This is a genomic window from Neoluteolibacter marinus, assembly GCF_014904755.1.
Lineage (GTDB): Bacteria > Verrucomicrobiota > Verrucomicrobiia > Verrucomicrobiales > Akkermansiaceae > Haloferula > Haloferula marina.
Genome location: NZ_JACZFQ010000022.1, coordinates 39,278 through 62,537, shown reverse-complemented (window position 1 = coordinate 62,537; position 23,260 = coordinate 39,278). Strand labels below are relative to the sequence as shown.

The window sequence follows — 23,260 nt, the reverse complement described above, 5'->3', positions numbered from 1 at the left end:
AATCAGGCGGCACCCACCATCACCTGGCTGGCGAGCTCGCGGCTCAGGGCCAAGCGGGTCCCGCACACGGTGCAGATCAAATTGCGGCCGTCGGCCAGCTTGCGGACTTGCAGGCTTTCACAGAAACCGAGTTGGCGGAGCTGCTCGCAGGCCGGGCCGTTCAGGAAGCGGATGCGGAAATCGCAGCCGACCTTCGCTTGGCTCAAACTGAGCAAGCTGTCGGCTTCGAGATCGTTGGCCGTCGCAAGCGCCATCGAAGGGAAGCTCTAGCAATTGAGATGAGTTTGCAACAAGAAATCCGGCGATTCCGCGTCTGTTCGCCGGGGAAGTCCGGCAGGGGGGAGGCGCATGCGCCGGGTCGACAAAAGGTGACGGAAGCGTCACAAAGCGTCACTCGCCCGATTCTGGTTAGGTGACAATCTCGCCACCTGTTCGCCGGCTGGTTTCGCTTGGTGAATTGTAGCCGTTTGATAATCAAAAATATGTACCCAAGTTTCATCTCCCGTAATTCCCTTGGTCTGGCTGCCGTCCTGCTGGTGCAGGCCGGTGGAAATGCCGTTGCGAGCAACGAAGCGGATGCATTCAGCGACTGGTGGGGCGGTCTGCTCGACCTTGCGACCCTCTACGAGAACAAGGACAACCCGGTGATCCAGAAGTTCGCCTTCACCGGCCGTGCCCAATTCGACTACGTCCTCATTGACGGTCACGGCACGCCGGTGGCCGGTTTCAACGACGACGATCTCGATTACGAGGACTTCAACACCCGCCGTCTGCGTGCCGGCTTCAAGGCGACGCTCTTCCATGATTTCACCGCCCACGTCGAGGCCGACTTCGATCCGGATGTCGACCCGGCCTACCAGCGCCTGACCGACGCCTACGTCGGCTGGAAGAAGAGCGATGCCCTGGCGATCAAGGTCGGCAAGCAGAGCATGGGCTTCACGCTCGACGGCGCCACCTCGTCGAAGGAATTGCTGACCATCGAGCGCAACAATCTTTCCGGCAACCTGTGGTTCACCTCCGAATACGCTCCCGGCGTGTCGGTGGGCGGGACCTGTGACGGCTGGTTCTATCAGGTCGGCGTGTTCTCCCAGGGCGAGGCCGATGCGGAGTTCGGAAATTTCACCTCCGGTTCGACCTGGATCGGCTCGGTGGGCTACGACTTCGCCGGCCAGCTCGGCGTCGATGAAGCCGCCCTGCGCTTCGACTACGTCTACAACGAGGAGACGCCTTCCCGCCCCGAGCTCTTCGTCAACCGCTCGCTGGGTCAGGTGGTGTCGCTCAACGCCCGCTACCACAACGGCTGCTACGGCGTGCGGGCCGACCTGGCCGCCGGTGACGGCTTCCTCGGCCAGCCGGATCTCTGGGGCTTCGTGGTCATGCCCTATGTGGATTTGACCGACAAGCTGCAGCTGGTGGCCCGTTACACCTTCGTCGAAAGCGATGGCAACGACGGCGTCCGCTTCAACGGCCGCTACGACGGCGCCGCGCTCAACAGCCGGCGCGGCGACCAGTACCAGGAGGGGTACCTCGGCATGAACTACTACCTGGTGGGCAACAACCTCAAGCTTCAGGCGGGATTGCAGTACTTGAGCATGCGCGATCGCGCCAACAACGGCGGAGCCTTCGACGGCTGGAACCTCACCACCGGCTTGCGCATCAGCTGGTAAGCGGTTCCAGGTGGCGAAAGTGTCACCGAAGGAGGCAGTCATGTCTCCCGACGAAGCCTGGTGCGGATTCGCACCAGGCTTTCTGCGTTGTGGGGAAGGGTGCTAAGCGGCAGACTGTCAGGGAGAAATGGGGTTTGTGACGGGGTGCTGCCGGTTTGTGACAACTCCGTCACGTAGGACCGGTGGACCTTTGTGACAAGAATGGCATGGATGCCGCCGAGCGCCGCTTGCGGCGCGCAAATCCATCAACCAACCATGCGCAATACCATCCGATTCGCCGCCGCCAGCCTCTTCGCGGGAGCCATGCTCGCCGCCACCGCCGGGGCCCAGACCATCAGCCTCAAGGGCTCCGACACCCTGGGTGCCAAGCTCGTCCCGCAGCTCGCCGAGAGCTTCAAGTCCAAGAATGACGGTGTGAAGTTCGAGATTGCCGCCGAAGGTTCGTCGACGGCATTTCCGGCCCTCGCCAACGGCACCGCCCACATCGGGATGTCGTCCCGCCAAGCCAAGCCGGAGGAAATCACCGCCGCGCAAGCCAAAGGGATCAAGCTGAAGGAGATTGAAGCCTGCCACGACATGATCGTGGTCATCGTCAATAAGGGCAACTCGGTCAAGAAGCTCACCAAGGATCAAGTGGCCAAGATCTTCACCGGTCAGGTCAAGGACTGGAGTGAGGTCGGCGGCGCCCCGGGAGCGATTTCGGTCTACACCCGCAACACCTCTTCCGGCACCTACAAGGATTGGCAGAAACTGGCGATGAAGGACCGCAACTACGCCCCCAGCTCGCAGAAGCTGGCCGGCAACGAGCAAATCGCGGAAGAAGTCTCCAAGAACAAGGGAGGTATCGGCTACGTCGGTCTCGCCTATGCGAAGAAGTCCGGCACTGCCCCGGTGACCATCGACGGTGTCGCCCCGATCGCCGCCAACGCCCGCACTTATGCTTATAGCCGCGCGTGCTACCTCTACATCCCCGAAAACGCCGACGCCACGGCCAAGGCCTTCGCCGACTTCGCGATCAGCCCTGAAGGCCAGAAGATCGCCGAAAACCTCGGGTTCGTTCCGAATCACTGAGTCCGGCTGACAAAATTGACACGCAATCCCGGCGCGGAATGACCCCGCCGGGATTGCCATTTCCGCGATCGGCCTCCACGCTCGGCGCCTTGCCCCGCATGTCGGATTCCAGTTCTTCCTCCACCGTTCCCGCCGGTCATCCCTTCCGGCGCAAAGGCCGTGGCACCGATGGCCTGTTCAAAGCCTTCTTCGCGGGAAATGCCGGGCTGACCGTCGTCATCCTGGTCCTGATCATCGTCTTCCTGGTGCGGGAGGGAGCCGGCTTCTTCCCGGCCTACCGCGGGGAGCTCGAGCTCTACCGGAAAGCCGGGCTGGAATTTGTCGACATCGCCCGCAAGGACCTCACGGCCCACGAGCAGATGAGCTCGCTGCTGAACCGGGCCTATTACGCCCAGGTGAATGCCGCGTGCCGCCGCGAGTTCCAGCGCTCGCAGGAAGCCACCCAGGTGGTGGGCTACATCGACGATGCCGTGGCGCCGCCACGCAGCGCGCTGGAACGCGTCACCGAGGGGGCGGGGGAGGAAGGGGCGCCCGCCGAACTCCTGAAGTCCCTGAATGCCCGCTACCAGTCCCTGCTGGCGGATGCCTTGGCGGGCCGGCCGGGCAAGGGCTTGCCGCCGACGCCCCATCTCAGCGACGAGGAGCGCGCGGGGCTGCTGCAAGAACTCGGTGCTCGCGAACCGCTTTCGACCGACGAACCCGCGCTGGTCATTGCCTTGCAAGAGCAGCTAGCGGCCAAGCAGGCAGACGCCTCCGAACCGTTGGCCGGCTTCCGGGAAACGATCAACGCGTTCGCCTCCGCCTCGGAGGATCTCGACAACCTGATCTACGAAACCGGCGAATCGGTGAAGGCGACCAAGGAAGCCGCGACGCTGCACGAGATCGAGGTTACCAAGCGCGACACGCTTCTCGCCGCCGTCCCGGGGACGAAAGGGGCGGAGGAAAGGGCCCAGTTGGAGGCCGATGCGAAGGCCGCGGTGACCACCGAGCCGGTCGACTACCGGGCCGCATTGCAGCCGGTGTTGGGCCGGATGGGGGAGTTCGAGGCGGCGAATGCCAGGCTGGCGGCCGCACTCGGTGAGGTGAAGGCGGCGCTGCCGTCCGATCTGGCCGACGAGAAGGCCCAGCGCTATCTCGCGACTTTCCGGAAGGCCGAGGACGAATACGGTCGGGAGCTGGCCGACACGATGCCGAAGATGCAAGCGTGGGATTTCGAGAAGCCGGTCGGGCTCGGGGCCACCATCAGCGGCTTCATCACCGGCCGCGATTGGATCACCGGCGGTGAATGGCAGGACTTTTATGGCATCGTGCCGCTGTTCGTCGGATCCCTGATCATTGCCCTGATCGCCCTGAGCCTGGCAATCCCGCTGGGGGTCGGCGCCGCCATTTACACCAACCAGCTGGCCGGCGGTCGCCAACAGCGCTTCATCAAGCCGACGATCGAGTTCCTGCAGGCAATCCCGTCGGTGGTGCTCGGGTTCCTCGGCATCGCGGTGCTGGGCACGCTTTTGCAGGAAACCTCGATGAAGGACTCCTTCGCCTGGGTGCCCGGGTTCCCGATCGAGCAGCGGCTCAACATGTTCACCGCGGGATGCCTGCTGGGCCTGATGGCCATCCCGACGATCTTCAGCTTGTCGGAGGACGCCCTGAACAACGTGCCGTCCGCCTTTGCCGAGGCCTCGGACGCGCTGGGGGCCTCGAAGCTGCAGACGGTCTTCCGGGTCGTTTGTCCGGCGGCCATTTCCGGGATCCTCGCGGCGGTGCTGCTGGGTCTCGGGCGGGTGATCGGGGAGACCATGGTGGTGCTGCTGGTCGCCGGCAACCGCATCGAGATCCCCGATTTCACCGAAGGCCTCGGGGTGTTTTTCCAGCCGGCCCACACGCTGACCGGCATCATCGCGCAGGAGCTCGGCGAGGTGCCATTCGGCAGCGTCCACTACCGGGCGCTGTTCGTGGTCGGCATGGTCCTGTTCTTCATCGTGCTGGCGATCAACTGGTCCGCCCAGCGCCTGCTCCACCGCTTCCGAATCGGCCAAGACTGATGGAAAATCCCGAACAACTGATCCGCAAGGGCGTCCACCACGATGGACTGAAGGAGGGACTCGTGAAGGCCTTCCTCGGCAGCCTGACCTGGGGCATCGTCATCGTGGCACTGCTGCTTTTCGGCCGCATCTGCTGGGACGGCGTGCCGGTGCTGGTGAAGCCTGATTTCCCTTTCATCGACGTCGCCTTCCTCACGGAGAAGACCGAGACCCTGCACGTGTTCGACGATGCCAACGCGGAGCGTCACAGCCTTCCGGCATCTGAATATTACCAGTGGGTCGACGAGCACGGCGCGGACGCCGTGTTCAACGCCCAGACCTACTCCTACTCCGGGGGCGGGATCGCCGGGCCGATCGTCGGCACCGCGCTGTTGACCTTGCTCAGCATCATCCTGGCGCTGTTTTTCGGGGTGGCCGCGGCGATCTATCTCAGCGAATACGCCAAGCAGGGGAGGTTCATCAACCTGGTGCGCCTCGCGATCCTCAACCTGGCGGGCGTGCCTTCCATCGTCTTCGGCCTGTTCGGTTTCGCTGTCTTCGTGCTGGTGGCGCCGGTCTTCACCGACGTGCCTTCGGACCGCTCCTTGTTTGCAATTCCCCTGGGCTTCACCTGGCTGAGTTTCCAAGGCTGGAACTCGTCGCTGATCGCCGGATCGGCGACCCTGGCGTGCATGATGTTGCCGGTCATCATCACCGCTTCGGAGGAATCCCTGCGCGCGGTGCCCCAGGGTTTCCGCGAGGCGTCGCTGGCGCTCGGGGCGACCCGCTGGCACACCATCCGGAAATGCGTGCTGCCCTTCGCGATGCCGGGAATCCTGACCTCGTCCGTGCTGTCGCTGGCCCGGGCGGCCGGGGAGACCGCGCCGATCATGTTCACCGCCGCGGTGGCCGCCAAGGATGACTTCCCGTGGGAAGGGGTGTCGGGGCCGCTCGGCGTGCTGCAGAGCCAGGTGCAAGCCTTGCCTTATCACATCTACACGCTGGCCGCGAGGATCCCGACGTCGGAGTACACCCAGCGCGCGCAGTACGGCTCGGTCTTCGTCTTCCTGCTGATGATCTTCATGTTCTCGACGCTCTCGATCGTCCTCCGCAACCGCGTCCGCTCGAAACTCAAATGGTAAGCGATCCTCCCACCAAGGCGGTCCCCGCGGTCGCCATCGAGAACCTGCGCTTCCAGTACGGCGACAAGCAGGTCCTGCACGACATCAGCCTCGACATCCCGTCGCGCGAGATCACCGCGTTCATCGGTCCTTCCGGCTGCGGGAAGTCGACCCTGCTGCGTTGCATCAACCGCATCAACGACCGCATCCCCGGAGCCCGCGTCAGTGGCGGGTCGATCCGGGTCGCCGGGATCGACATTTCCCGCCCGGACCTCGACCTGCAGATGTTGCGCCGGCGGGTCGGCATGGTGTTCCAGAAGTGGAATCCTTTCCCGAAATCGATCTACGACAATGTCGCCTACGGCCTGCGCATCCACGGCAAGAAATCCGGCACCGAGATCGACGAGCGGGTCGAACACTGCCTGCGCCGGGTCGCGCTGTGGGACGACGTGAAGGACCGACTCAAGGCCAGCGCCTTCGGGCTTTCCGGCGGGCAGCAGCAGCGGCTGTGCATTGCCCGGACCATCGCCACCAAGCCCGACATCATCCTGATGGACGAGCCCTGCTCGGCGCTCGACCCGCTTTCGACGCTCAAGGTCGAGGAGCTGCTGCTCGAGTTGAAGCAGGACTACACGATCATCATCGTGACCCACAACCTGGCCCAGGCCAGCCGCTGTTCCGACAAGACGGCCTTCTTCTATCTCGGCAAGCTGATCGAGCACGGCCCGACCGGGAGGATCTTCACCACGCCGCAGGTCCAACAAACCGAGGCCTATGTCTCCGGTGCCTTCGGGTGATCCGTCGGGCCGACCTTTACAAGACGCCATGCCACTGGTAACCGAAGCACCGCCGAGGGAACGCCCGACGACCCCGCCGATGACGCAGGAACACCCCGCCACACCCGCCGCCGCCTCCCCGACCTCGTCGGCGGTTCCGGCCATTCAGGTGAAGGGGGTGGACTTCAGCTACGGCGACAAGCAGGTCCTCAAGGATGTCACCCTCGACATCCCGACCAACGAGGTGGTCGCCTTCATCGGTCCCTCGGGCTGCGGCAAGACGACCTTGCTGCGCTGCTTCAACCGGATGAACGATCTGGTTCCCGGCGCCGCGGTGACCAAGGGCTCGATCATCATCGAGGGGGCGAACATCGCCGACAAGGCGATCGACCCGGTCGAGTTGCGCCGCCATGTCGGCATGGTGTTCCAGAAATACAACCCGTTCCCGCGCAGCATCTACGACAACGTGGCCTACGGCCCGCGGACGCTCGGCGAACGCAAGAAGTCGGTGCTGGACGAGGTGGTCGAGAAATCGCTGCGCCGCGCCGCCCTCTGGGACGAGGTGAAGGACCGGCTGGACGACATCGCCACTGGCTTGTCCGGCGGCCAGCAGCAGCGGCTGTGCATCGCCCGGACCATGGCGGTGGACCCGGAAATCATCCTGATGGACGAACCGTGCTCGGCCCTGGACCCGATCGCCACCGCCCACGTCGAGGACCTGATCCTCAGCTTGCGCGAGCACTACACCATCGTCATCGTCACCCACAACATGCAGCAGGCGACCCGCGTGTCCGATCGCACCGCCTTCTTCTACCTGGGTGAGATGGTCGAATACGACACCACCCGGAAAGTCTTCGAAAATCCCTCCCACAAGCGTACCATGGATTACATTAGCGGTCGCTTCGGTTGATCCAGAACACCATGCACTCCGATACCCCACACATCCTCCGCGAGTTCGACCTTGCCTTCGAAATGCTGCGCAAGGAGGTCATCTCGATGGCCGGCCAGGCGCGCCTCAACCTGGAGCGTGCCATGGAGGGCCTGCTCTCGCGCGACATCGAACGTTGCAAGGCGGTGGTGGCGGATGACGACGAGGTCGACGACGCGGAATTGAGGATCGACCGCATCGGCATGGAGACGCTGGTGCGCTTCCATCCGGTCGCCAGCGACCTCCGCCAGGTGATCACGTCGATGAAGGTCGCGTCCAATCTCGAGCGGGTGTCGGATCATGCGGTGAACATCGCCAAGCGCGCCCGCAAGATGCTGTCTCGCCCGGAGTGCCCCGAGATCACCTTCATCGAGCCGCTCTACGCGTTGGCCGACCAGCAGATGCGGGACGCGCTTTCCGCCTACACCGACCGGAATTCCGAGCTCGGGGCCTCGCTGCAGCTGCGGGACAAGGAACTCGACAAGATGCACAAGCGTCTGATCGCGACCTTCACCGCTCGGCTGGAAGAGGGCGGGGAGCGGGCGGAGGACTTCCTCCACCTGATCTTCGTCGCCCGCTCGCTCGAGCGGATCGGCGACCTTGCAGTCAACATCGGCGAAGATGCCGTGTTCCTCGACTCCGCCAAGGACATCCGCCACGAGAAACCGGCCAAACCCGATGAAACGGCCTGACCGTTTCAGTCGAGGTGGAAGACCTCGGTCAGTGGCGCCGACACCGGCGAATCATCGTCGTTCGCCGGCATCACGTCGCTCATGAACTTCCACCAGCGCCGGCAGACGTCCGTCTGGGCGATGGCCGCCCAGCGCTCTTCGCTTTCAATCTCGGCGTAGCCGAACAGCCGGCCGGATTCCGCATCGAGGAAGATCGAGTAGTTATGAACCCCGTGGCTTTTCAAGACCGCGGCCAGCTCGTCCCAGATCGGCTGGTGACGGCGGGCGTATTCCTCCTCCATGCCGGCATTCACCGACATCGCGAATGCCTTCCGGATCATAGGTGATGGCCCATGCGCTCGCGCTTGGTGTCGAGGTAGCGGGCGTTGTGGACGTTGGCGGGCAGGCTGATCGGCAGTTGTTCGACGATCTCCAGCCCGTAGCCCTCGAGGCCGACGACTTTCTTCGGGTTGTTGGTCAGCAGCCGGATCTGGCGGACGCCCAGGTCGTAGAGGATCTGGGCGCCCATGCCGTAGTCGCGGAGATCGGAGGCGAAGCCGAGGCGCTCGTTGGCTTCAATGGTGTCGAGCCCTTGCTCCTGGAGCTTGTAGGCGTGGATTTTGGCGGCGAGGCCGATCCCGCGGCCTTCCTGGCGGAGGTAAAGCAGCACGCCGCCGTCCTTGGCGATCTGCTCCATCGCGGCATCGAGCTGGCCGCCGCAGTCACAGCGCTGGGAAAGGAACACGTCGCCGGTCAGGCATTCGGAGTGGACCCGGACCAGCGTGGGTTTGCTCGAATCGATCTTGCCCCGGACCAGCGCGAGGTGGTGGGAGCCGTCGGTTTCGACCCGGTAGAGGTTGCACTCGAACTCGCCGTGGTCGGTCGGCAGCTGGATGCTTTCCTCGCGGATCACCAGCTTCTCCGAGCGGCGGCGCCACTCGATGAGCTGGGCGATGGTGCAGGCCTTGAGCCCGTGTTCCGCCTGGAACTCCCCGAGGTCGCCGACCCGCGCCATGGTGCCGTCTTCCTTCATGATCTCGCAGATCACGCCGGCGGCGGGCAGGCCGGCCAGGCGGGCGAGGTCGACCGATGCCTCGGTGTGCCCGGCGCGCCGCAGCACCCCGCCGCAGCGGGCTTGGATCGGGAAGACATGGCCGGGGTGGACGAAGTCGTTCGGTCCGGCCGCCGGGTCGGCCAGCAGCTTGACGCAGCGCGATCGGTCCGCGGAGGAAATGCCGGTGGTCACACCGGTGGCGGCATCGACCGACACCGTGAAGGCGGTCCGCTGGACCTCGCGGTTGCGGCGGGTCATCTGCGGCAGGTCCAGCTCGTCCGCGCGCTCCTGGGAAATCGGTGCGCAGATCAGGCCGCGGCCATGGACGGCCATGAAGGAAATGATCTCGGGAGTGCACAGCGCCGCGGCGGCGACCAGGTCGGCCTCGTTTTCACGCGACGGGTCGTCGGCGACGATGACGATGCGTCCGGCGGCGATCTCCGCGATGATTTCCTCGATCGGGCTGAAGTTGAGCTCGGTTGCCATGAACGGGGGCAGCGTCGTCCGCGGCAGGCCGGAGGTCAAGGAGCGCGCACGGGGTGGGGGGAAGGATACACCTGCATGTCGCGATTTTCCCGGTTCAAACGGATTTTCCCTTTCCCCCGGTGAAAGGGCTTGGCCAATCTGGACGCACCAAACGACCCACGATCATGTCACGACCCGTCACACTTTTCACCGGCCAATGGGCCGACCTCCCCGCGGAAGAACTCTTTCCGAAGATCAAGGCCATGGGCTTCGATGGCGTCGAACTTGCCTGTTGGGGCGACCACTTTGACGTCCAGAAGGCGCTCAACGAGCCCGGCTATGTCGAAGGTCGCTGGGAGCTGCTGAAGAAGCACGGCCTTGTCTGCTACGCGATCTCCGCCCACCTCGTCGGCCAAGCGATCTGCGACCCGATCGACGAACGCCACAAGGCGATCCTGCCCGAGCACGTCTGGGGCGACGGCGAGCCGGAAGGCGTCCGCCAGCGCGCGGCACAGGAGATGATCGACACCGCCAAGGCGGCGCGGAAGTTCATCGACGCCGGCAAGGCCTACATGGCCGACAAGCCGGCCGGATCCGGCAAGGCGGTCGTCAACGGTTTCACCGGTTCGTCGATCTGGGGCGCGCTCTACGCTTTCCCGCCGACCAGCCAGGAATACATCCAGAAGGGCTTCGACGACTTCGGCAGCCGCTTCAAGCCGATCCTCGACGCCTTCGAGAAGGAAGACGTCTACTTCGCGCTGGAAGTTCACCCGACCGAGATCGCCTTCGACATCGCCTCGGCTCAGCGCGCGGTGGAGGCCGTGGGCGGCCACCCGCGCTTCGGCTTCAACTACGACCCCAGCCACCTCGGCTATCAGGGCGTCGACTACGTGAAGTTCATCTATCAGCTCGGCGACCGCATCCACAACGCCCACATGAAGGACGTCTGGTGGGGCCACGGCGACGGCAGCGTCGGCGTGTTCGGCGGCCACACCGATTTCTGCGATGCCCGCCGCTACTGGGATTTCCGCAGTGTCGGCCGCGGCGACATCAACTTCGAGGAAGTCATCGTCGCCCTCAACGACATCGGCTACGCCGGACCGCTTTCGATCGAGTGGGAGGACGGCCGCATGGACCGCTTCCACGGCGCCACCGAGAGCTGTGCCTTCGTCAAGAACCTCGACTTCCCGCGGAACACCGTCGCCTTCGACGCCGCCTTCGACAAATCGAACCAGTAATTCAAAGAATCATGTCCATCAAAGTAGGAGTCATCGGAGCCGGCGGAATGCTGCGCTATCACGCGGAAGGTTTCCGCAAGGCCGGAGCCACCCTTGCCGCCGTCGCGGATCCCGCGCCGGGTGCCGCCGAGCGCGCGGCCAAGCAGTGGGACATTCCCAGTGCCTATGACAGCGTCGACGCGATGCTCGCCGAGGCGGATCTCGACGCGGTGTCGATCATCGTGCCCAACAAGTTCCACATGCCGCTGGCCATCCAGTGCCTGGAAGCCGGCAAGCACGTCTTCAGCGAGAAGCCGCCGGCGCTCAATGCCGCGGAGGTCGAGGAGATGATCGCCGCCGCGGACAAGGCCGGCAAGAAGCTGATGTTCAACTTCAACAACCGCGCGCGGCCCGAGTCCCGCGCGATGGCCGCCTACATCGCCGACGGCACCGTCGGCAAGATCAACTCGGCCCAGGCCAAGTGGGCGCGCCGCACCGGCATCCCCGGCTTCGGCGGCTGGTTCACCTCCAAGGCGCTGTCCGGCGGCGGTCCGCTGATCGACCTGCTGCACATGATCGATCTCTCGCTCTACTTCATGGGCTACCCGGAGCCGGCCTACGTGATGGGCCAGACTTTCCACGACTTCATCACCGACAAGAATTTCAAGGGCCCGTGGGGCATCCCCGACCGCGCCGACGGCACCACCGACGTGGAGGCCGCCGCGCACGGCTTCGTCACCTTCAAGACGGGCCAGACGCTTTCGCTGCAGGTCTCCTGGGCGGAGATGATCCACCGTGAGGAAGCCTCGGTGGTCTTCCAAGGCACCGGTGCCGGCGGCAAGGTCGAGCGCCTGTTCGCCGTCGACGGCATCGACGAGACCGCCATCGACACCTGCGAGCTCTACGTCCAGGAGAACGGCCGTTCGGTGAACCGGACCATCGTCTGCGAGCCCTGCGAGGACATGGGCCGCAGCGATTCCGCCGCCAACTTCATCGACGCCATCACCGGCAAGGCCGAACCGCTTAACACCCCGGACCAGTCGCTGAAGCTGATGAAGATCATCGACGCGATCTACGAGTCCGCCGCGACCGGCAAGCCGGTGGCGGTGTAAAACATTCAGGCTGATGAACGGATCCCGCTGGCTACTCCTGCTGGCTTTTGCAGTAGGGGTGTCGGCGGGTCTCGTTTGGCCGAAAGTGTGGCGTGCCTACCAAGGCCCTTTTTACAACTCTCAGACTTTCGATTGTCCTCCGAATCATCAAGTGCAGGTGATTGGTCCGGAGAAAGGCGATGGCTGGCTCGTCGTTGTTGAAAAGGGGATCAACGCTCCGGTCCAATCCCGAAGGATCGAAAACATCGAAAAATGCGAGGGGTTCGGCTTCGATTCCGTGAACGGTAATTTTGACTACGTGTGGTACAATGATTCGGCCGAAATGCAGGTTGGGTCCTTGAAAGTGCGATAACGACAATCCTCCTAAGATTTCTAAACCTCTATGAACCGCAAACTCCGCATGGGCATGGTCGGCGGCGGCCGTGGCGCCTTCATCGGCGCCGTGCATCGCATGGCCGCCAATCTCGACGGCCAGATCGAACTCGTCGCCGGCTGCTTTTCCTCCGACCCGGAGAAGAGCAAGGCCTCGGGCGACGATCTGTTCCTCGATCCGTCCCGCGTCTACTCCTCCTATGCCGACATGGCCGAGAAGGAAGCCGCGTTGCCGGCCGACCAGCGCATCGACTTCGTGTCGATCGTGGTCCGCAACGACCTCCACGTTCCGGTCGCCAAGGCCTTCCTCGCCGCGGGCATCAATGTCATCTGCGAGAAGCCGATGGCGCTTTCGCTCGCCGAAGCGAAGGAGTTCGCGGCGATCGTCGAAAAGTCGGGCAAGGTCTTCGCGCTGACCCACAACTACACCGGCTACCCGATGGTCAAGGAGGCGCGGGCGATGGTGAAGGCCGGCAAGCTCGGCCGGCTGCTCAAGATCGTGGCGGAGTACCCGCAGGGCTACGGTTCCAGCGCCTTCAAGGAAGCCGCCCCGAGCAAGATCGCGAACTGGCGGATGGACCCGTCGATCTCCGGGATCTCCAACTGCATCGGCGACATCGGCTCTCACGCCGAGAACCTCGCCCGCTACATCACCGGTCTCGAGATCGAGGAGCTTGCCGCCGAGTTGACGACCTTCGTGCCGGGCCGCCACCTCGACGATGACGGCAACATCCTGGTTCGCTACCAGAACGGGGTGAAGGGGATCGTCTACGCCTCGCAGGTCTCGAGCGGCGATGAAAACAACCTCAACGTCCGCATCTACGGCACCGAGGGTTCCATCGAGTGGCACCAGGAGCATCCGAACGAGCTGATCGTCAAGTTTCCCGACAAGCCGCGGGAAATCTGGCGGCGCGGGAACTCCTACAACGGTCCCGAGGCGAGCAAGTTCACCCGACTTCCGTTCGGTCACCCGGAGGCTTTCATCGAGGCCTTTGCCAACATCTACCTCGCCGCCACCGAGGCGATCCGCGACGAGGTCGAGGGCAAGTTCCCGCGTGAGGGAGGTTACGACTTCCCCGACGTCAACGACGGGGTCGAAGGCATGGCCTTCATCGAGGCTGCGGTTGCCTCGTCGAAGAACAACTCGGCCTGGACCAAGCCCGGCGCCTGATGACGGAAATGACCGGAAAGTCCGGGTGGCGGACCGGCGTAGCGTTGAGCCCTAGATCATGAAGCCCAGCCTCCTCCTTCCCCTTGCCGGCGTGGTCGGCACCTTCCTCCTCGTCGCCGCCGGTCCCGATCAGGAACAGGCGCCGCCGGGAGCCGCCGACGCCATCTCCAAGGCCTTGCCCGCCGAGGCCTACGCGAAGCCGGCAAAACCCCGCAAGGTGCTGGTGTTCTCGAAGACCGCCGGTTTCCGCCATACCTCGATCGCCACCGGCAAGATTGCCCTCACCGAACTGGGCAAGAAGACCGGGGCCTTCGAGGCGGTGGTCAGCGACGACCTCGCGAACTTCGAGCCGCAGGCGATCGCCAAGTTCGATGCCATCGTCTTCCTCAGCACCACGATGGATCCGTTCACCCCGCCACAGCAGCTGCTGGACAAGATGAACGAGGTCGACCGCAAGGATGCTCTGGAGCGGGTCAAGCGACTGCAGAAGAGCTTGATGGATTTCATCAAGGGCGGGAAAGGCTTCGTCGGCATCCACGCCGCCACCGACACCTTCTACAACTGGCCGGAGTACGGAGAGATGATCGGCGGTTACTTCAACGGTCACCCCTGGGGCTCCGGGCAGGAGGTTTCGATCAAGGTCGAACCCGGCCGGGCCGAGCACCCGCTGGCCGCCATGTTCGGGGGCAAGAACCTCGAGTTCAAAGAGGAGATCTATCAGTTCAAGGAGCCCTACGACTCGAAGAAGGTCGAGATGCTGCTCCGCATCGACACCGACAAGACCGACATGACGCTGAACGGCATCAACCGCAGCGACAACGACTTCGGGGTGGCCTGGGCGCGGTCGTGGGGCAAGGGCCGCGTGTTCTATTGCTCGCTGGGTCACAACGACCACATCTACTGGAACCCGGAAGTGCTCCGTCACTACCTCGCCGGCATCCAGTGGGCGATCGGCGACTTCAAGGTCGAGATCGGCAAGTGAGGTGATTCACCGGGGCACCGCGTTCAGGCGGACGAAGCCCCGCTCCGCCGTTGCGGGGGTGACCGATACCGTTCCGTCCGGTGCCACATTGGTCCGGGCGGCGGGCACCGGCAGCCAGTCCATCAGGTTGCCGGATTCCTCCGCGGTGAGGGTGGCGTAGCGGAGCGCGGTGGGGTCGGGCTGCCACGACAGCGAGCTGCCGGGGGCGAAGCTTCCCGCGAAGGGTTCGCTGAAGTCGCCGGGAGAGGTCCCTAGCAGCTGCTCGACCAGATTCGGCAGGCCGTCGTGGTCGGGATCCTCGTCCATGCCGGATCCCGCGAGGCCGGCGGCGGCGATCCAGTCGAGGTAGGGTTGATCGGGGTCCAGTCCCAACAGGTTCTGAAGGATCTCCCGGTCGGAGAAGGGCGTGAGCTCCCGGCCGGTGGCCGTTTCGAGGGCACCGATGATCTCGTTGGCGATCAAGGCCTGACCGACGGTTGAAACGTGGAAGTCGTCCCGGCAGAACACGTGGTCCGGAGGATTCTGGTTGGATCCATCCACGGTGAAGATCGTTCCGTTGAGGTGGAACGGGTTTTCATCGAACAGCCGGTCGGTGAGGTGGTCGATCCGGGCGACGGTCGGCGGAACCGCCAGTCCCGCGGCCCAGGCGACCAGGTCCTCGTTGAACGCCGCGATCTTGGCCCGGGTCGTGGCCTGCTTGGCGGGATCGTTGTAGATGCCGGAGATCTGTGGCGTCGCGCCGACATCGGGCACGGTGCATAGCACGATCGGGACGTTCGGCCGGTAGGTGCGCACGAAGGTGCGGACTGCCGCCAGCCGGTTGAGGATCCGGTTGAAGAAGTTGTCGGCCTCGGTGTCGTTGAAGAGGTCGTTGTAGTCCTGCTTGAGGTCGTTCGCGCCGAGCAGGATCACCACCGCTTCGGCGACGGAGAGCTGGTCGATGAGGGCACTACGGGTCTCGTAGTAGGCGTATCCGAGCGGCTCGCCGGACGGCGGGTCGAAGGGATCGTCGGTGTTGATCAGGTTGAACCAGTTGTCGGTGGTCATGCCGGGGATGCCGAAGTTCCACTCGTGGCCGGCGATGCGGAGGTCACCGTAGGCGGGTGCGGTGCTTTCGTAAGGCCCGAGGGAGACTTCGGTGGGCCGGAAGATGCGGAACAGCTCCGGCCAGCTGCGCGTGTTCGCGTTGTCCGTGTCCGATGCCGGCGCGGAGAAGGTGAGTTCGAAGGCATACTCCTCGGTCATGCTGTCGCCGATGGCGAGCACCCGCAGCGGTGTAGCGCCGGAGGCGAGGGTGAGGAGCAGGGAAATCAGGAAGGTGCGGCAGGTGGTGAACGGCATGGTTGGTCTCCCGCACCCTAGCCCAGATCCGCGGATCTCCAAATCAGCGGGCGTAGCTCAGTTCGGTCGCGGTCAGGGCGAGGTCCTCGTCGAGCGTCCTCCGTGGCGGCAATCCGGCCTTTTGCAAGGTGTCGTGGTAGGACTTCACCGCGTCCACCGGCGTGAGATCGCCATCGGTGATCCGCCTGAGGTGGCGGATGAATTCCACCGGGTGCTCGGCATCCTTGATCTTGCGGCCGAACAGGGCGACCCGCGCGCCGTGCTTGCGGGCTTCGCCGATCAGCTTGAAGGCGTCGTGGGTGGTCCCCGAGCTGCCACCGAGAATGCCGACGATCAGGTTCTGGGGGTCGTAGGCGGCGAGGTCCTCGATCGCCCCGGGTGAAAGGAAGGGGATTTTCAGGAACACCGGCCAGTTGCCGCAAGGGACGCCCGCGAGCGTCCGGCAGATCTGGTCGTTGAGGAAGTGGGGAAGGTCCCCGTCGTCGACGCGACCGGTTAGATTCGGTGCGAACACCTCGAGGAAGTAGTGGAAGCCCAGCCGGGCCGCGTTGAGCCGGAAGTCCTTGAAGGCCTGCAGGCTCTCGTGGTCGGCCTGGAGGTCGTTGTTAAAGGTGATCGAATAGAGGCCGAGTTCCGCGCCGGTTGCCGCGATCGCCTCCTCGAGATCACAGGTGGCGAAGGGGCGCGATGCCTCCTCGCGGTAGCGAGCGCCGCGGCCGCACCAGATGTCGGTGGTGTCGTTGGCGCGGATCGCCGGGGTCACGGCCGACGCCTCGAAGACCCCTTCGTCCCGCAGCAGGCCGAGCTGGGAGACGGAGGCCAGCAGGATGTCGATCTCGCCGTCGTCCACCACCTCGCGGATGCTCCGGCGGAAACCGGGCATGGTGTTCCAGCGCCTGCCGTCGGCGGGGTAGGGGGCGCCGGCCGCGGGGATGCCCCAGGCCATGTCGGCATCCTTGGCATCGGCGATGATGAAGGCCCGCGGGTCGCGATTCGTGCGGATGGCGTCGAGCTTTTCTAACAGTCGGGTTTTCATGGGAGAGATGAAGCCGCCGCCTGCAGGGCGGGCGAGAAGCGGTGGAGTTCGTTCCGGAGGGTGGCTCGGTCGGGAATCCCGCTGCGTCCCCCGAGCGCCGTGGCCACCCGCGATGCCACCCATGCGGCGAACTCCATGCGCAGCGGAAGCGGCCAGCCGCGGAGGAGTCCGACGGCGTAGCCGCCGTGAAAGGCGTCGCCGCAACCGTTGGTATCGACAACCCGGGTCTCGAAGGCGGGTTGGTGAAGGATTCCATCCGGGGTGAGTGCCCAGCTGCCGCGGTCCCCGTCGGTCACCAGCATCTGGCCCGTGCCTATCTCTGCCAGCGCCCGCAGCGCCGCTTCCGGGGTGTCCTGACCGGTGGTCGCGCGCGCGGTATGCAGCGGCAGCAGCACGTCGGAGGCAAGGGAAATGCACTCGTGCACGAATCCCGTCTCGCCGTGCTCGAGGTCGATGATGCTGGGGCAGGAGATGCTTGCCGCAGCGCGCAGCATCCCCAACGCGGCGGTGGTGTCATAGCCGTCGACGATGACCAGCCGGGCTTCCTTGATCGCCGCAAGCGGGATGTCCTCGTCCCGAATCCAGCCGTAGTCGTGCAGGTTGTAGAAAACGGTGCGCTCGCCGGAGGCTCGGTCGATCTGGATCATCGACACGCCGGCCCGCTCACCGGGGGCCATGATCAGGTGATCCGGCAGGATCCCGGCCTGAGCGAACTGGGAGCGGGACAGGCGGCTGATCGGGTCATCGCCGAGGCGGGCTAGAAACGCGGTTGCATGGCCGAAGACCGCGGTCACGCACGCGGCCGTTGAAGCCGGCCCGCCGCCTTGAACCTCCATCTCGGGAGTCTCGTACTTGCCTCCGGCCACCACGCCGGCGGGCGGCCGGGCGAGGAAGTCGACGACGTTGATACCTGAGGCGATGACTTCAGCGGTGGGCGGGTGCATGGGAAGACGTTGCGGTAAGGTAAACGGGGGATCCCGCGGTTTTTTTCCGGACAGATCCAATCCGCCGGATGCCGCTGCGACAAGGGCCGGAGGTGGTCGCGGCCCGGTCACTAGGGAAATGCATAGGTAGGCAGGGCAGGGGAGCTGGTCTTGACTCCCGCCAGCCTGAGGAAACAGGCGAGTCGCAGTCCAATCACCACATGAAGCCCAACTTATCCCCGATATCCCGCCCTTCGCTCGTCATCTGTCTGGCACCGATCTTGACCTTCGCCTCCGCATCGGCGGACGTGATCGCGCTCAACGAGCAAGCCACCACCAACGATTGGATATTCCCGCTCGGCACCAATCTGCTCGACGGTGCCACCGCCACCCCCGGGACCGCCTCGACCCATGAAGGTTCTTCCGGCGCCTGGTCCACCTTGACCGACGGTTTGCTCGGCCTGCCGGGTGAAAATGCCAGCAGCGTCACCCCGAACAACGGCGAGTCGGTCATCTTCCCCCTGGATACCGCGGCCCAGCCGGCGGGCTATGACATCACGTCCTTCGACTCGTACTGCGCGTGGGGCGACAGCGGGCGCGACAACCAGGACTACACCCTGGAATACTCGACCGTGGCGGATCCGCTGACCTTCATCCCCATCGCCACCGTCGCCAACCACACCGGGAATCCCAACAACTGCACCCACACCCGGCTGACCGATACCTCGGGCTATCTGGCCACGGCGGTGCACTCGATCCGGATCAACTTCGCCGGCCAGGAGAACGGCTACACCGGCTTCCGCGAATTCATCCTGCTGGCCGATCCCGCGGTGGTCACCACCGTCAACGAGTCCAACAGCACCGGCACCTGGACCCTGCCATCGGGCACCAACCTGCTCGACGGCGCGACGGCCAACACCCCCTCCGTGCCGGCGGGTGCCAACCATGGCAACGGCGACATCACCTCTTCGAGCTGGACCACCTTGACCGATGGCACGGTCGGCACCCCTGCGGTGCAGACGCAGGCGGTGGCCCCCTTGAACGGGACCTCGGTGATCTTCCCGCTGGATACCTCGGTGAATTTCAACGGCTACAACATCAGCTCCTTCGATTCCTACGCGGCCTGGGGGGACAGCGGCCGTGACAACCAGGATTTCGCGATCCGCTATTCCACGGTGGACGATCCGACGACCTTCATCCCGCTGGCGGCAGTCAGCAACCACACCGGCAACCCGCTCAACGCGACCCACACCCGCATCGCCCCGACCTCCGGCTTCATGGCCACCGGCGTGGCGGCGGTCCAGTTCCTGTTCAACAACCAGGAGAACGGCTATGTCGGCTACCGCGAGTTCATCATGCTCGGCAGCGCCGCCCCTTTGGCGGATCCGCTCACCTGGACCGGCGGCAGCGGCTCCGCGGGCACGGCCGACTGGGTGACCACCCCGGACAGCAACTGGGCGGAAACCGACGGCGGGGCGCCGGCCGACTACGACAGCCTCGCGCCGCTGACCTTTGACAGCACCGGGAGCAACACGGACATCAACATCCCCGCGGCCCTGACGGCTTCGTCGATGGGCTTCGCCAACGGCGACACCGTGCCCTACAACTTCGGCGGCGAGGCAATCACGGTGAGCAACGGCCTGACGGTCTCCGGTTCCGGGGATGTATCCTTCGGCGGCTCCCTGAGCGTCGCGACAGGCACCGTCCACGCGGGTTCGGGAAGCGTGGCATTCAATGGTCCGCTCCAATCGAACGGCCTGACCGTGTCGGGGACGGGGGAGGTAACGCTCGGCGTCGCCAACCCGCTCTCCGGAACGACATCGGTGGGCAATGGCGTGCTGAATGCCATGGATGACGGATCCCTTGGGACCAGCGCGCTGATCGTGACCGGAGGTTCGGTCAATTTGAGCTCCGCGGCACCGGTCGTCGGCAGCCTTGCGGGAACCGGCGGGGACATCGTGCTCGGCAATCCGCTGAGCCCGGCCTCGACGACGCTCCTTGTCGGCGACGGCAACATCACCACCTTTGCCGGCGACATTTCGGAGGCCGCGGGTGACAGCGGCAGTCTCACCAAGACCGGCAGTGGCAGCCTGACCCTCGCGGGAACGAACAGTTACACCGGCCCGACGACCGTCACCACAGGCGGTCAGCTCGAGATCAGCCAGCCGTCCGCACTCTACAACGCGAACACTGCGGCCTGGACCGCCGCCAACCTCATCGTGCAGCCGGATGCGGTCCTGGCATTCAACGTGGGGGGTGCCGGTGAGTTCACCGACAGCGACATCGCCGCGCTCGATACCGGCGGCTTCGCGGCCGGCGCCATCATCGGGTTCAACACGGGCAACGGCGACTTCGCCCTGGATCACGCCCTGGGCGGCGACATCAGCCTCGTGAAGAACGGCGTCAACACCCTGACCCTGACCGGTGGCAACACCTACAGCGGATCCACCCGGATCACCCGCGGGGTGATCGAGGCGGCGAATCCCGCGGGCGCCTCGATCCCTGGCGACATGGTGGTCGGCAATGCGTCCTTCGACGTCTTCCTCAACATGGCGGCCGACCATCAGTTCGGGGCGGGCTCGATCCTGTCCTTCAACACCGGGCCGGGCGCGCCGAACGGGAAGGTGAACCTGCGCGGGACCGCCCAGACCATCGCCGGACTCGACAGCGCGCCGACCAACAAGGTGGCCCTGATCCAGAACGACGAGATCGGCCAACCGGGCTACACGACCAATCCGGGCCCTGCCTCGCTGACGATCGACGCTGCCGGCGATCACAGCTTCTACGGAATCATCCGCAACCAGGACGGCGATCCCCTGTCGTTGGTCAAGAATGGCCCGGGGACCCAGGAACTCCTGAACAGCGCGGCCCAGGGATACGGCTATAGCGGTCCCACGACCATCAACGACGGGACCTTGCGGCTGAACTTCAACGGCGGGAACTCCGGGTTTGCCTCGGACATCACCGTGAACAGCCCGGCGACCTTCGAAATCGACGGAACCTTCAGTTTCAACCGCGTCATCTCCGGCGACGGGACGGTCGTCAAGACGGGGTCGGGCGCGGTGGTGCTCAACAACGGCAGCAACAGCTACGCCGGTGGCACCGTGGTCAACGACGGCATCCTCGGGCTCCATGCGACCCAGGGAACCCTCGGCGAGGGCACGGGCCCCGGGCAGACCTGCGTCGCCGGCGAGATGATCCCGTCCAACGTCATCACCGTGAATGCCCCGGGCGTGCTCTCGCTCGACTTCATCGCACCGCTCGGGAACTCGGGCATGCTGCCGCAGTTCGCCCCGTCGGTGGTGATCAACGACGCCGCGACGCTGTCCGGCGGCACCAACACGGTGGCCTTCGTGCCCAACCTGACCCTCGACGGCGGCATCGTACAGATCGCCGATGGAGCGACGCACGGCGGCTTCAACACCAACCTGGCCTTCGTCGGGACGGTAGCGGTCGGCGGGGTGAGCGAGTTCCCGTCGTTCATCTTCACCACCGGGGTCGGGACCAATGCCAATGCCTCGCTCGGGTCGGTGGGCCTGCCGGGAACGGTCTTCGACGTGGCCGATGTGACCGGGGATTCCGGGGTGGACCTCGACGTCAGCGCGGTGCTCCGCGACGTGCTCGGCTTTGCTTCGCCGCTGACCAAGACCGGCCCCGGCACGATGTGGCTGGAACTCGGCAACAGCTACACCGGCACGACCACGGTCGAGGAAGGGGAGTTGAGGCTCGAGGTGGCGTCCCTGGCCGACGGTGCGAACGTCGTCATTGCCGCCGCGGGAACGCTCGATCTGGCCCACGGCGAGGAAGACACGATCCGCGGTCTGATTCTCGATGGCGTGCAGGTCGCTGCCGGGACCTACGGCTCCACCACCAACGCCACGCCCGGGATCATCCAGACCCCGCGGATCACCGGTGATGGTCTCCTGGTCGTAACGGTGGATCCGCCGGTGGACTTCGAGACCTGGGCACTGGTCATTCCGGATGCCGGTGCGCGGGACCGCGAGGATGACGCCGATGGCGACGGATTCACGAACCTCGAGGAGTTCATTTTCGGCACCTCCGCGGTCGACGCCGACGGTTCGCTGACTTCGATGGAAGCTTCCGGCGGTGACCTGATCGTCCGCTGGAACCAGCGCATCGACGCCGGCACCTATGAACTTCAGGAAAGCAACACCATGGAGTCGTGGCCGGTCAGCCTCGTCGTTCCGGTCGAGGATGCCGACCAGACGGGCGTGCCCGAGGGCTATGTCCGCATGCAGGCCACCTTCACGACCGGGGCCGGCAAGGACTTCATCCGGATCGAGGGCGCCGAGTTCTAACCTTCCGTTACCTCTGGTCCGACCGCGGCCTCTTCCCCGTCCCCGGGGGAGGGGCCGTTTGTCGCGGAGACGGTCCGGTGCAAGGATCGGCGTTGCCTCGATCGCGCAGCGTGGCAAGCTGGCCGCGTCGTGAGCAGTTCCCCCAAGGCGCAATTCGAGATGGTTCCGCAAACCGATCGCGAATCGTTCGCCGTCAGGGAATTCAAGTTGAAGCGCTTTCCTAGCGGTTGGCACTACCATCCCGAGATCGAGCTGACCTGGGTGGTCGAAAGCAGCGGCCGCCGCTGGGTCGGCGACCATGTGAACAACTACCAGGCCGGCGATCTGGTCTTGATTGGGCCGAATGTGCCGCACTACTGGATGAACGACGAGACCGGGCGTCCGGATGAAATGGCCCATTCGATCGTGATCCAGTTCCGGCGGGACTGCTTCGGCGCGGACTTTTTCAGCTTGGTCGAGATGCGCGGGGTCGACGAGCTGCTCAAGCGCTCGATGCGCGGCCTCCAGTTCGACGGGGCGGTGCGCGACCGGGTCGCCGGACGCATGAGCGGCCTGCTCGGAATGGTGGGGCTTCCGCGCTTCGTCGAGCTGGTTTCGATCCTCGGGGAACTCGCCAAGGCCACCGACGCCAAGCCCCTGTCCAGTCCCGGATTCACGCCGCGGCCCGACCAGGGCAGCGTCGAGCGGGTGGACAAGATCTACGAATACATCGCCCGCCGCTCCGCCAGCGATTTCAACCATGCCGAACTCGCGGGATTGCTCGGGATGAGCCCCTCCGGGCTTTCCCACTACTTCAAACGCACCGTCGGCACCACCTTGAGCTCCTTCGTCGCCGAGGTCCGCATCGGCCAGGCCTGCCGGCACCTGATCCTCGGCGACCGCCCGGTATCGGAGATCGCGTTCAAGGCCGGTTTCGAGAACCTCTCCAGCTTCAACGCCTGGTTCCGGCGCCTGCGCGGGATGAGCCCGCGGGATTTCCGCCAATCCCACCGGCGGGGGAGCTGAGGGACCGG

General features: G+C 65.0%; 20 protein-coding genes. 14 read left to right on the top strand and 6 right to left on the bottom strand.

From position 1 onward, the window contains the following. Positions 1-2: 2 nt before the first annotated feature. Positions 3-254 (bottom strand): FeoA family protein, encoded by a 252-nt coding sequence (locus IG178_RS06130; RefSeq protein ID WP_193211644.1) that lies wholly within the window; start codon positions 252-254, stop codon positions 3-5. A 228-nt stretch (positions 255-482) separates the two neighbouring features. Between IG178_RS06130 and IG178_RS06125 the strand changes: the two genes are divergently transcribed. The 7 genes from IG178_RS06125 (at position 483) to phoU (ending at position 8,276) form a co-directional block, all read left to right on the top strand. After that, positions 483-1,667: a porin gene (locus IG178_RS06125; protein WP_193211643.1), complete on the top strand. Its 1,185-nt coding sequence runs from the start codon at positions 483-485 to the stop codon at positions 1,665-1,667. 255 nt (positions 1,668-1,922) lie between these two features. Then, positions 1,923-2,738 (top strand): phosphate ABC transporter substrate-binding protein, encoded by an 816-nt coding sequence (locus IG178_RS06120; protein ID WP_193211642.1) that lies wholly within the window; start codon positions 1,923-1,925, stop codon positions 2,736-2,738. A gap of 98 nt (positions 2,739-2,836) precedes the next feature. Continuing rightward, complete coding sequence (gene pstC / locus IG178_RS06115) at positions 2,837-4,780, top strand: phosphate ABC transporter permease subunit PstC (protein WP_193211641.1); 1,944 nt, start codon at positions 2,837-2,839, stop codon at positions 4,778-4,780. Further along, positions 4,780-5,901, top strand: a complete 1,122-nt coding sequence (pstA, locus tag IG178_RS06110; RefSeq protein WP_193211640.1) for a phosphate ABC transporter permease PstA — start codon at positions 4,780-4,782, stop codon at positions 5,899-5,901. The genes pstC and pstA overlap by 1 nt, the downstream gene beginning before the upstream one ends. Continuing rightward, complete coding sequence (gene pstB, locus IG178_RS06105; protein WP_193211639.1) at positions 5,895-6,677, top strand: phosphate ABC transporter ATP-binding protein PstB; 783 nt, start codon at positions 5,895-5,897, stop codon at positions 6,675-6,677. The genes pstA and pstB (IG178_RS06105) overlap by 7 nt, the downstream gene beginning before the upstream one ends. A 79-nt stretch (positions 6,678-6,756) precedes the next feature. After that, positions 6,757-7,566: a phosphate ABC transporter ATP-binding protein PstB gene (gene pstB, locus IG178_RS06100; protein WP_193211638.1), complete on the top strand. Its 810-nt coding sequence runs from the start codon at positions 6,757-6,759 to the stop codon at positions 7,564-7,566. A gap of 11 nt (positions 7,567-7,577) precedes the next feature. Continuing rightward, positions 7,578-8,276, top strand: a complete 699-nt coding sequence (phoU, locus tag IG178_RS06095) for a phosphate signaling complex protein PhoU (RefSeq protein WP_193211637.1) — start codon at positions 7,578-7,580, stop codon at positions 8,274-8,276. Positions 8,277-8,281: 5 nt separating this feature from the next. On the opposite strand, the gene rhaM is transcribed toward phoU, so the two are convergent. Both rhaM and IG178_RS06085 read right to left on the bottom strand, forming a co-directional pair. After that, the gene (gene rhaM, locus IG178_RS06090) at positions 8,282-8,596 is read right to left on the bottom strand and encodes an L-rhamnose mutarotase (RefSeq protein ID WP_193211636.1); all 315 of its coding nucleotides are present in this window, start codon (positions 8,594-8,596) and stop codon (positions 8,282-8,284) included. Next, entirely contained in the window at positions 8,593-9,795 is a 1,203-nt protein-coding gene (locus IG178_RS06085; protein WP_193211635.1) for a bifunctional 3,4-dihydroxy-2-butanone-4-phosphate synthase/GTP cyclohydrolase II, read from the bottom strand. Before IG178_RS06085 ends, rhaM begins: the two co-directional genes overlap by 4 nt. 164 nt (positions 9,796-9,959) lie before the next feature. Here IG178_RS06085 and IG178_RS06080 point away from each other — a divergent pair, with 164 nt between their 5' ends. Genes IG178_RS06080 through IG178_RS06060 form a run of 5 tightly spaced genes read left to right on the top strand, consistent with a single transcriptional unit; the run spans position 9,960 to position 14,628 of the window. Continuing rightward, entirely contained in the window at positions 9,960-11,012 is a 1,053-nt protein-coding gene (locus IG178_RS06080; RefSeq protein ID WP_193211634.1) for a sugar phosphate isomerase/epimerase family protein, read from the top strand. An 11-nt stretch (positions 11,013-11,023) separates the two neighbouring features. Further along, a complete protein-coding gene (locus IG178_RS06075; protein ID WP_193211633.1) occupies positions 11,024-12,103 on the top strand; it encodes a Gfo/Idh/MocA family protein in 1,080 nt (359 codons plus the stop codon). A gap of 13 nt (positions 12,104-12,116) precedes the next feature. Beyond that, on the top strand, positions 12,117-12,455 hold the full coding sequence (locus IG178_RS06070) for a hypothetical protein (RefSeq protein WP_193211632.1): 339 nt from the start codon (positions 12,117-12,119) through the stop codon (positions 12,453-12,455). A gap of 30 nt (positions 12,456-12,485) precedes the next feature. After that, positions 12,486-13,646, top strand: coding sequence for a Gfo/Idh/MocA family protein (locus IG178_RS06065; protein WP_226894975.1), 1,161 nt, complete (start codon positions 12,486-12,488; stop codon positions 13,644-13,646). A gap of 58 nt (positions 13,647-13,704) precedes the next feature. Beyond that, positions 13,705-14,628, top strand: coding sequence for a ThuA domain-containing protein (locus IG178_RS06060; RefSeq protein WP_193211631.1), 924 nt, complete (start codon positions 13,705-13,707; stop codon positions 14,626-14,628). Positions 14,629-14,634: 6 nt separating this feature from the next. On the opposite strand, the gene IG178_RS06055 is transcribed toward IG178_RS06060, so the two are convergent. The 3 genes from IG178_RS06055 to IG178_RS06045 are packed head-to-tail and all read right to left on the bottom strand — an operon-like array spanning position 14,635 to position 17,949. After that, positions 14,635-15,969 carry an SGNH/GDSL hydrolase family protein gene (locus IG178_RS06055; RefSeq protein WP_193211630.1) on the bottom strand — a complete coding sequence of 445 codons (1,335 nt, stop codon included), beginning with the start codon at positions 15,967-15,969 and terminating at the stop codon, positions 14,635-14,637. Between the two features lie 43 nt (positions 15,970-16,012). After that, positions 16,013-17,005: a beta/alpha barrel domain-containing protein gene (locus tag IG178_RS06050; RefSeq protein WP_193211629.1), complete on the bottom strand. Its 993-nt coding sequence runs from the start codon at positions 17,003-17,005 to the stop codon at positions 16,013-16,015. After that, positions 17,002-17,949 carry a carbohydrate kinase family protein gene (locus IG178_RS06045; RefSeq protein ID WP_193211628.1) on the bottom strand — a complete coding sequence of 316 codons (948 nt, stop codon included), beginning with the start codon at positions 17,947-17,949 and terminating at the stop codon, positions 17,002-17,004. Before IG178_RS06045 ends, IG178_RS06050 begins: the two co-directional genes overlap by 4 nt. Before the next feature lie 260 nt (positions 17,950-18,209). On the opposite strand from IG178_RS06045, the gene IG178_RS06040 reads away from it, so the two are divergent. Both IG178_RS06040 and IG178_RS06035 read left to right on the top strand, forming a co-directional pair. Then, positions 18,210-22,247 carry a beta strand repeat-containing protein gene (locus IG178_RS06040; protein ID WP_193211627.1) on the top strand — a complete coding sequence of 1,346 codons (4,038 nt, stop codon included), beginning with the start codon at positions 18,210-18,212 and terminating at the stop codon, positions 22,245-22,247. 129 nt (positions 22,248-22,376) lie between these two features. Then, complete coding sequence (locus IG178_RS06035; protein WP_193211626.1) at positions 22,377-23,252, top strand: helix-turn-helix domain-containing protein; 876 nt, start codon at positions 22,377-22,379, stop codon at positions 23,250-23,252. Positions 23,253-23,260: the final 8 nt, after the last annotated feature.

Coding starts and splice junctions, on each gene's coding strand:
- IG178_RS06125 (WP_193211643.1), top strand. CDS start 483: ATGTACCCAAGTTTCATCTCCCGTAATTCCCTTGGTCTGGCTGCCGTC.
- IG178_RS06085 (WP_193211635.1), bottom strand. CDS start 9,795: ATGGCAACCGAGCTCAACTTCAGCCCGATCGAGGAAATCATCGCGGAG.
- IG178_RS06075 (WP_193211633.1), top strand. CDS start 11,024: ATGTCCATCAAAGTAGGAGTCATCGGAGCCGGCGGAATGCTGCGCTAT.
- pstC (WP_193211641.1), top strand. CDS start 2,837: ATGTCGGATTCCAGTTCTTCCTCCACCGTTCCCGCCGGTCATCCCTTC.
- IG178_RS06060 (WP_193211631.1), top strand. CDS start 13,705: ATGAAGCCCAGCCTCCTCCTTCCCCTTGCCGGCGTGGTCGGCACCTTC.
- pstA (WP_193211640.1), top strand. CDS start 4,780: ATGGAAAATCCCGAACAACTGATCCGCAAGGGCGTCCACCACGATGGA.
- pstB (WP_193211638.1), top strand. CDS start 6,757: ATGACGCAGGAACACCCCGCCACACCCGCCGCCGCCTCCCCGACCTCG.
- rhaM (WP_193211636.1), bottom strand. CDS start 8,596: ATGATCCGGAAGGCATTCGCGATGTCGGTGAATGCCGGCATGGAGGAG.
- IG178_RS06050 (WP_193211629.1), bottom strand. CDS start 17,005: ATGAAAACCCGACTGTTAGAAAAGCTCGACGCCATCCGCACGAATCGC.
- IG178_RS06070 (WP_193211632.1), top strand. CDS start 12,117: ATGAACGGATCCCGCTGGCTACTCCTGCTGGCTTTTGCAGTAGGGGTG.
- IG178_RS06130 (WP_193211644.1), bottom strand. CDS start 254: ATGGCGCTTGCGACGGCCAACGATCTCGAAGCCGACAGCTTGCTCAGT.
- IG178_RS06080 (WP_193211634.1), top strand. CDS start 9,960: ATGTCACGACCCGTCACACTTTTCACCGGCCAATGGGCCGACCTCCCC.
- phoU (WP_193211637.1), top strand. CDS start 7,578: ATGCACTCCGATACCCCACACATCCTCCGCGAGTTCGACCTTGCCTTC.
- IG178_RS06120 (WP_193211642.1), top strand. CDS start 1,923: ATGCGCAATACCATCCGATTCGCCGCCGCCAGCCTCTTCGCGGGAGCC.
- IG178_RS06065 (WP_226894975.1), top strand. CDS start 12,486: ATGAACCGCAAACTCCGCATGGGCATGGTCGGCGGCGGCCGTGGCGCC.
- IG178_RS06045 (WP_193211628.1), bottom strand. CDS start 17,949: ATGCACCCGCCCACCGCTGAAGTCATCGCCTCAGGTATCAACGTCGTC.
- IG178_RS06055 (WP_193211630.1), bottom strand. CDS start 15,969: ATGCCGTTCACCACCTGCCGCACCTTCCTGATTTCCCTGCTCCTCACC.
- pstB (WP_193211639.1), top strand. CDS start 5,895: ATGGTAAGCGATCCTCCCACCAAGGCGGTCCCCGCGGTCGCCATCGAG.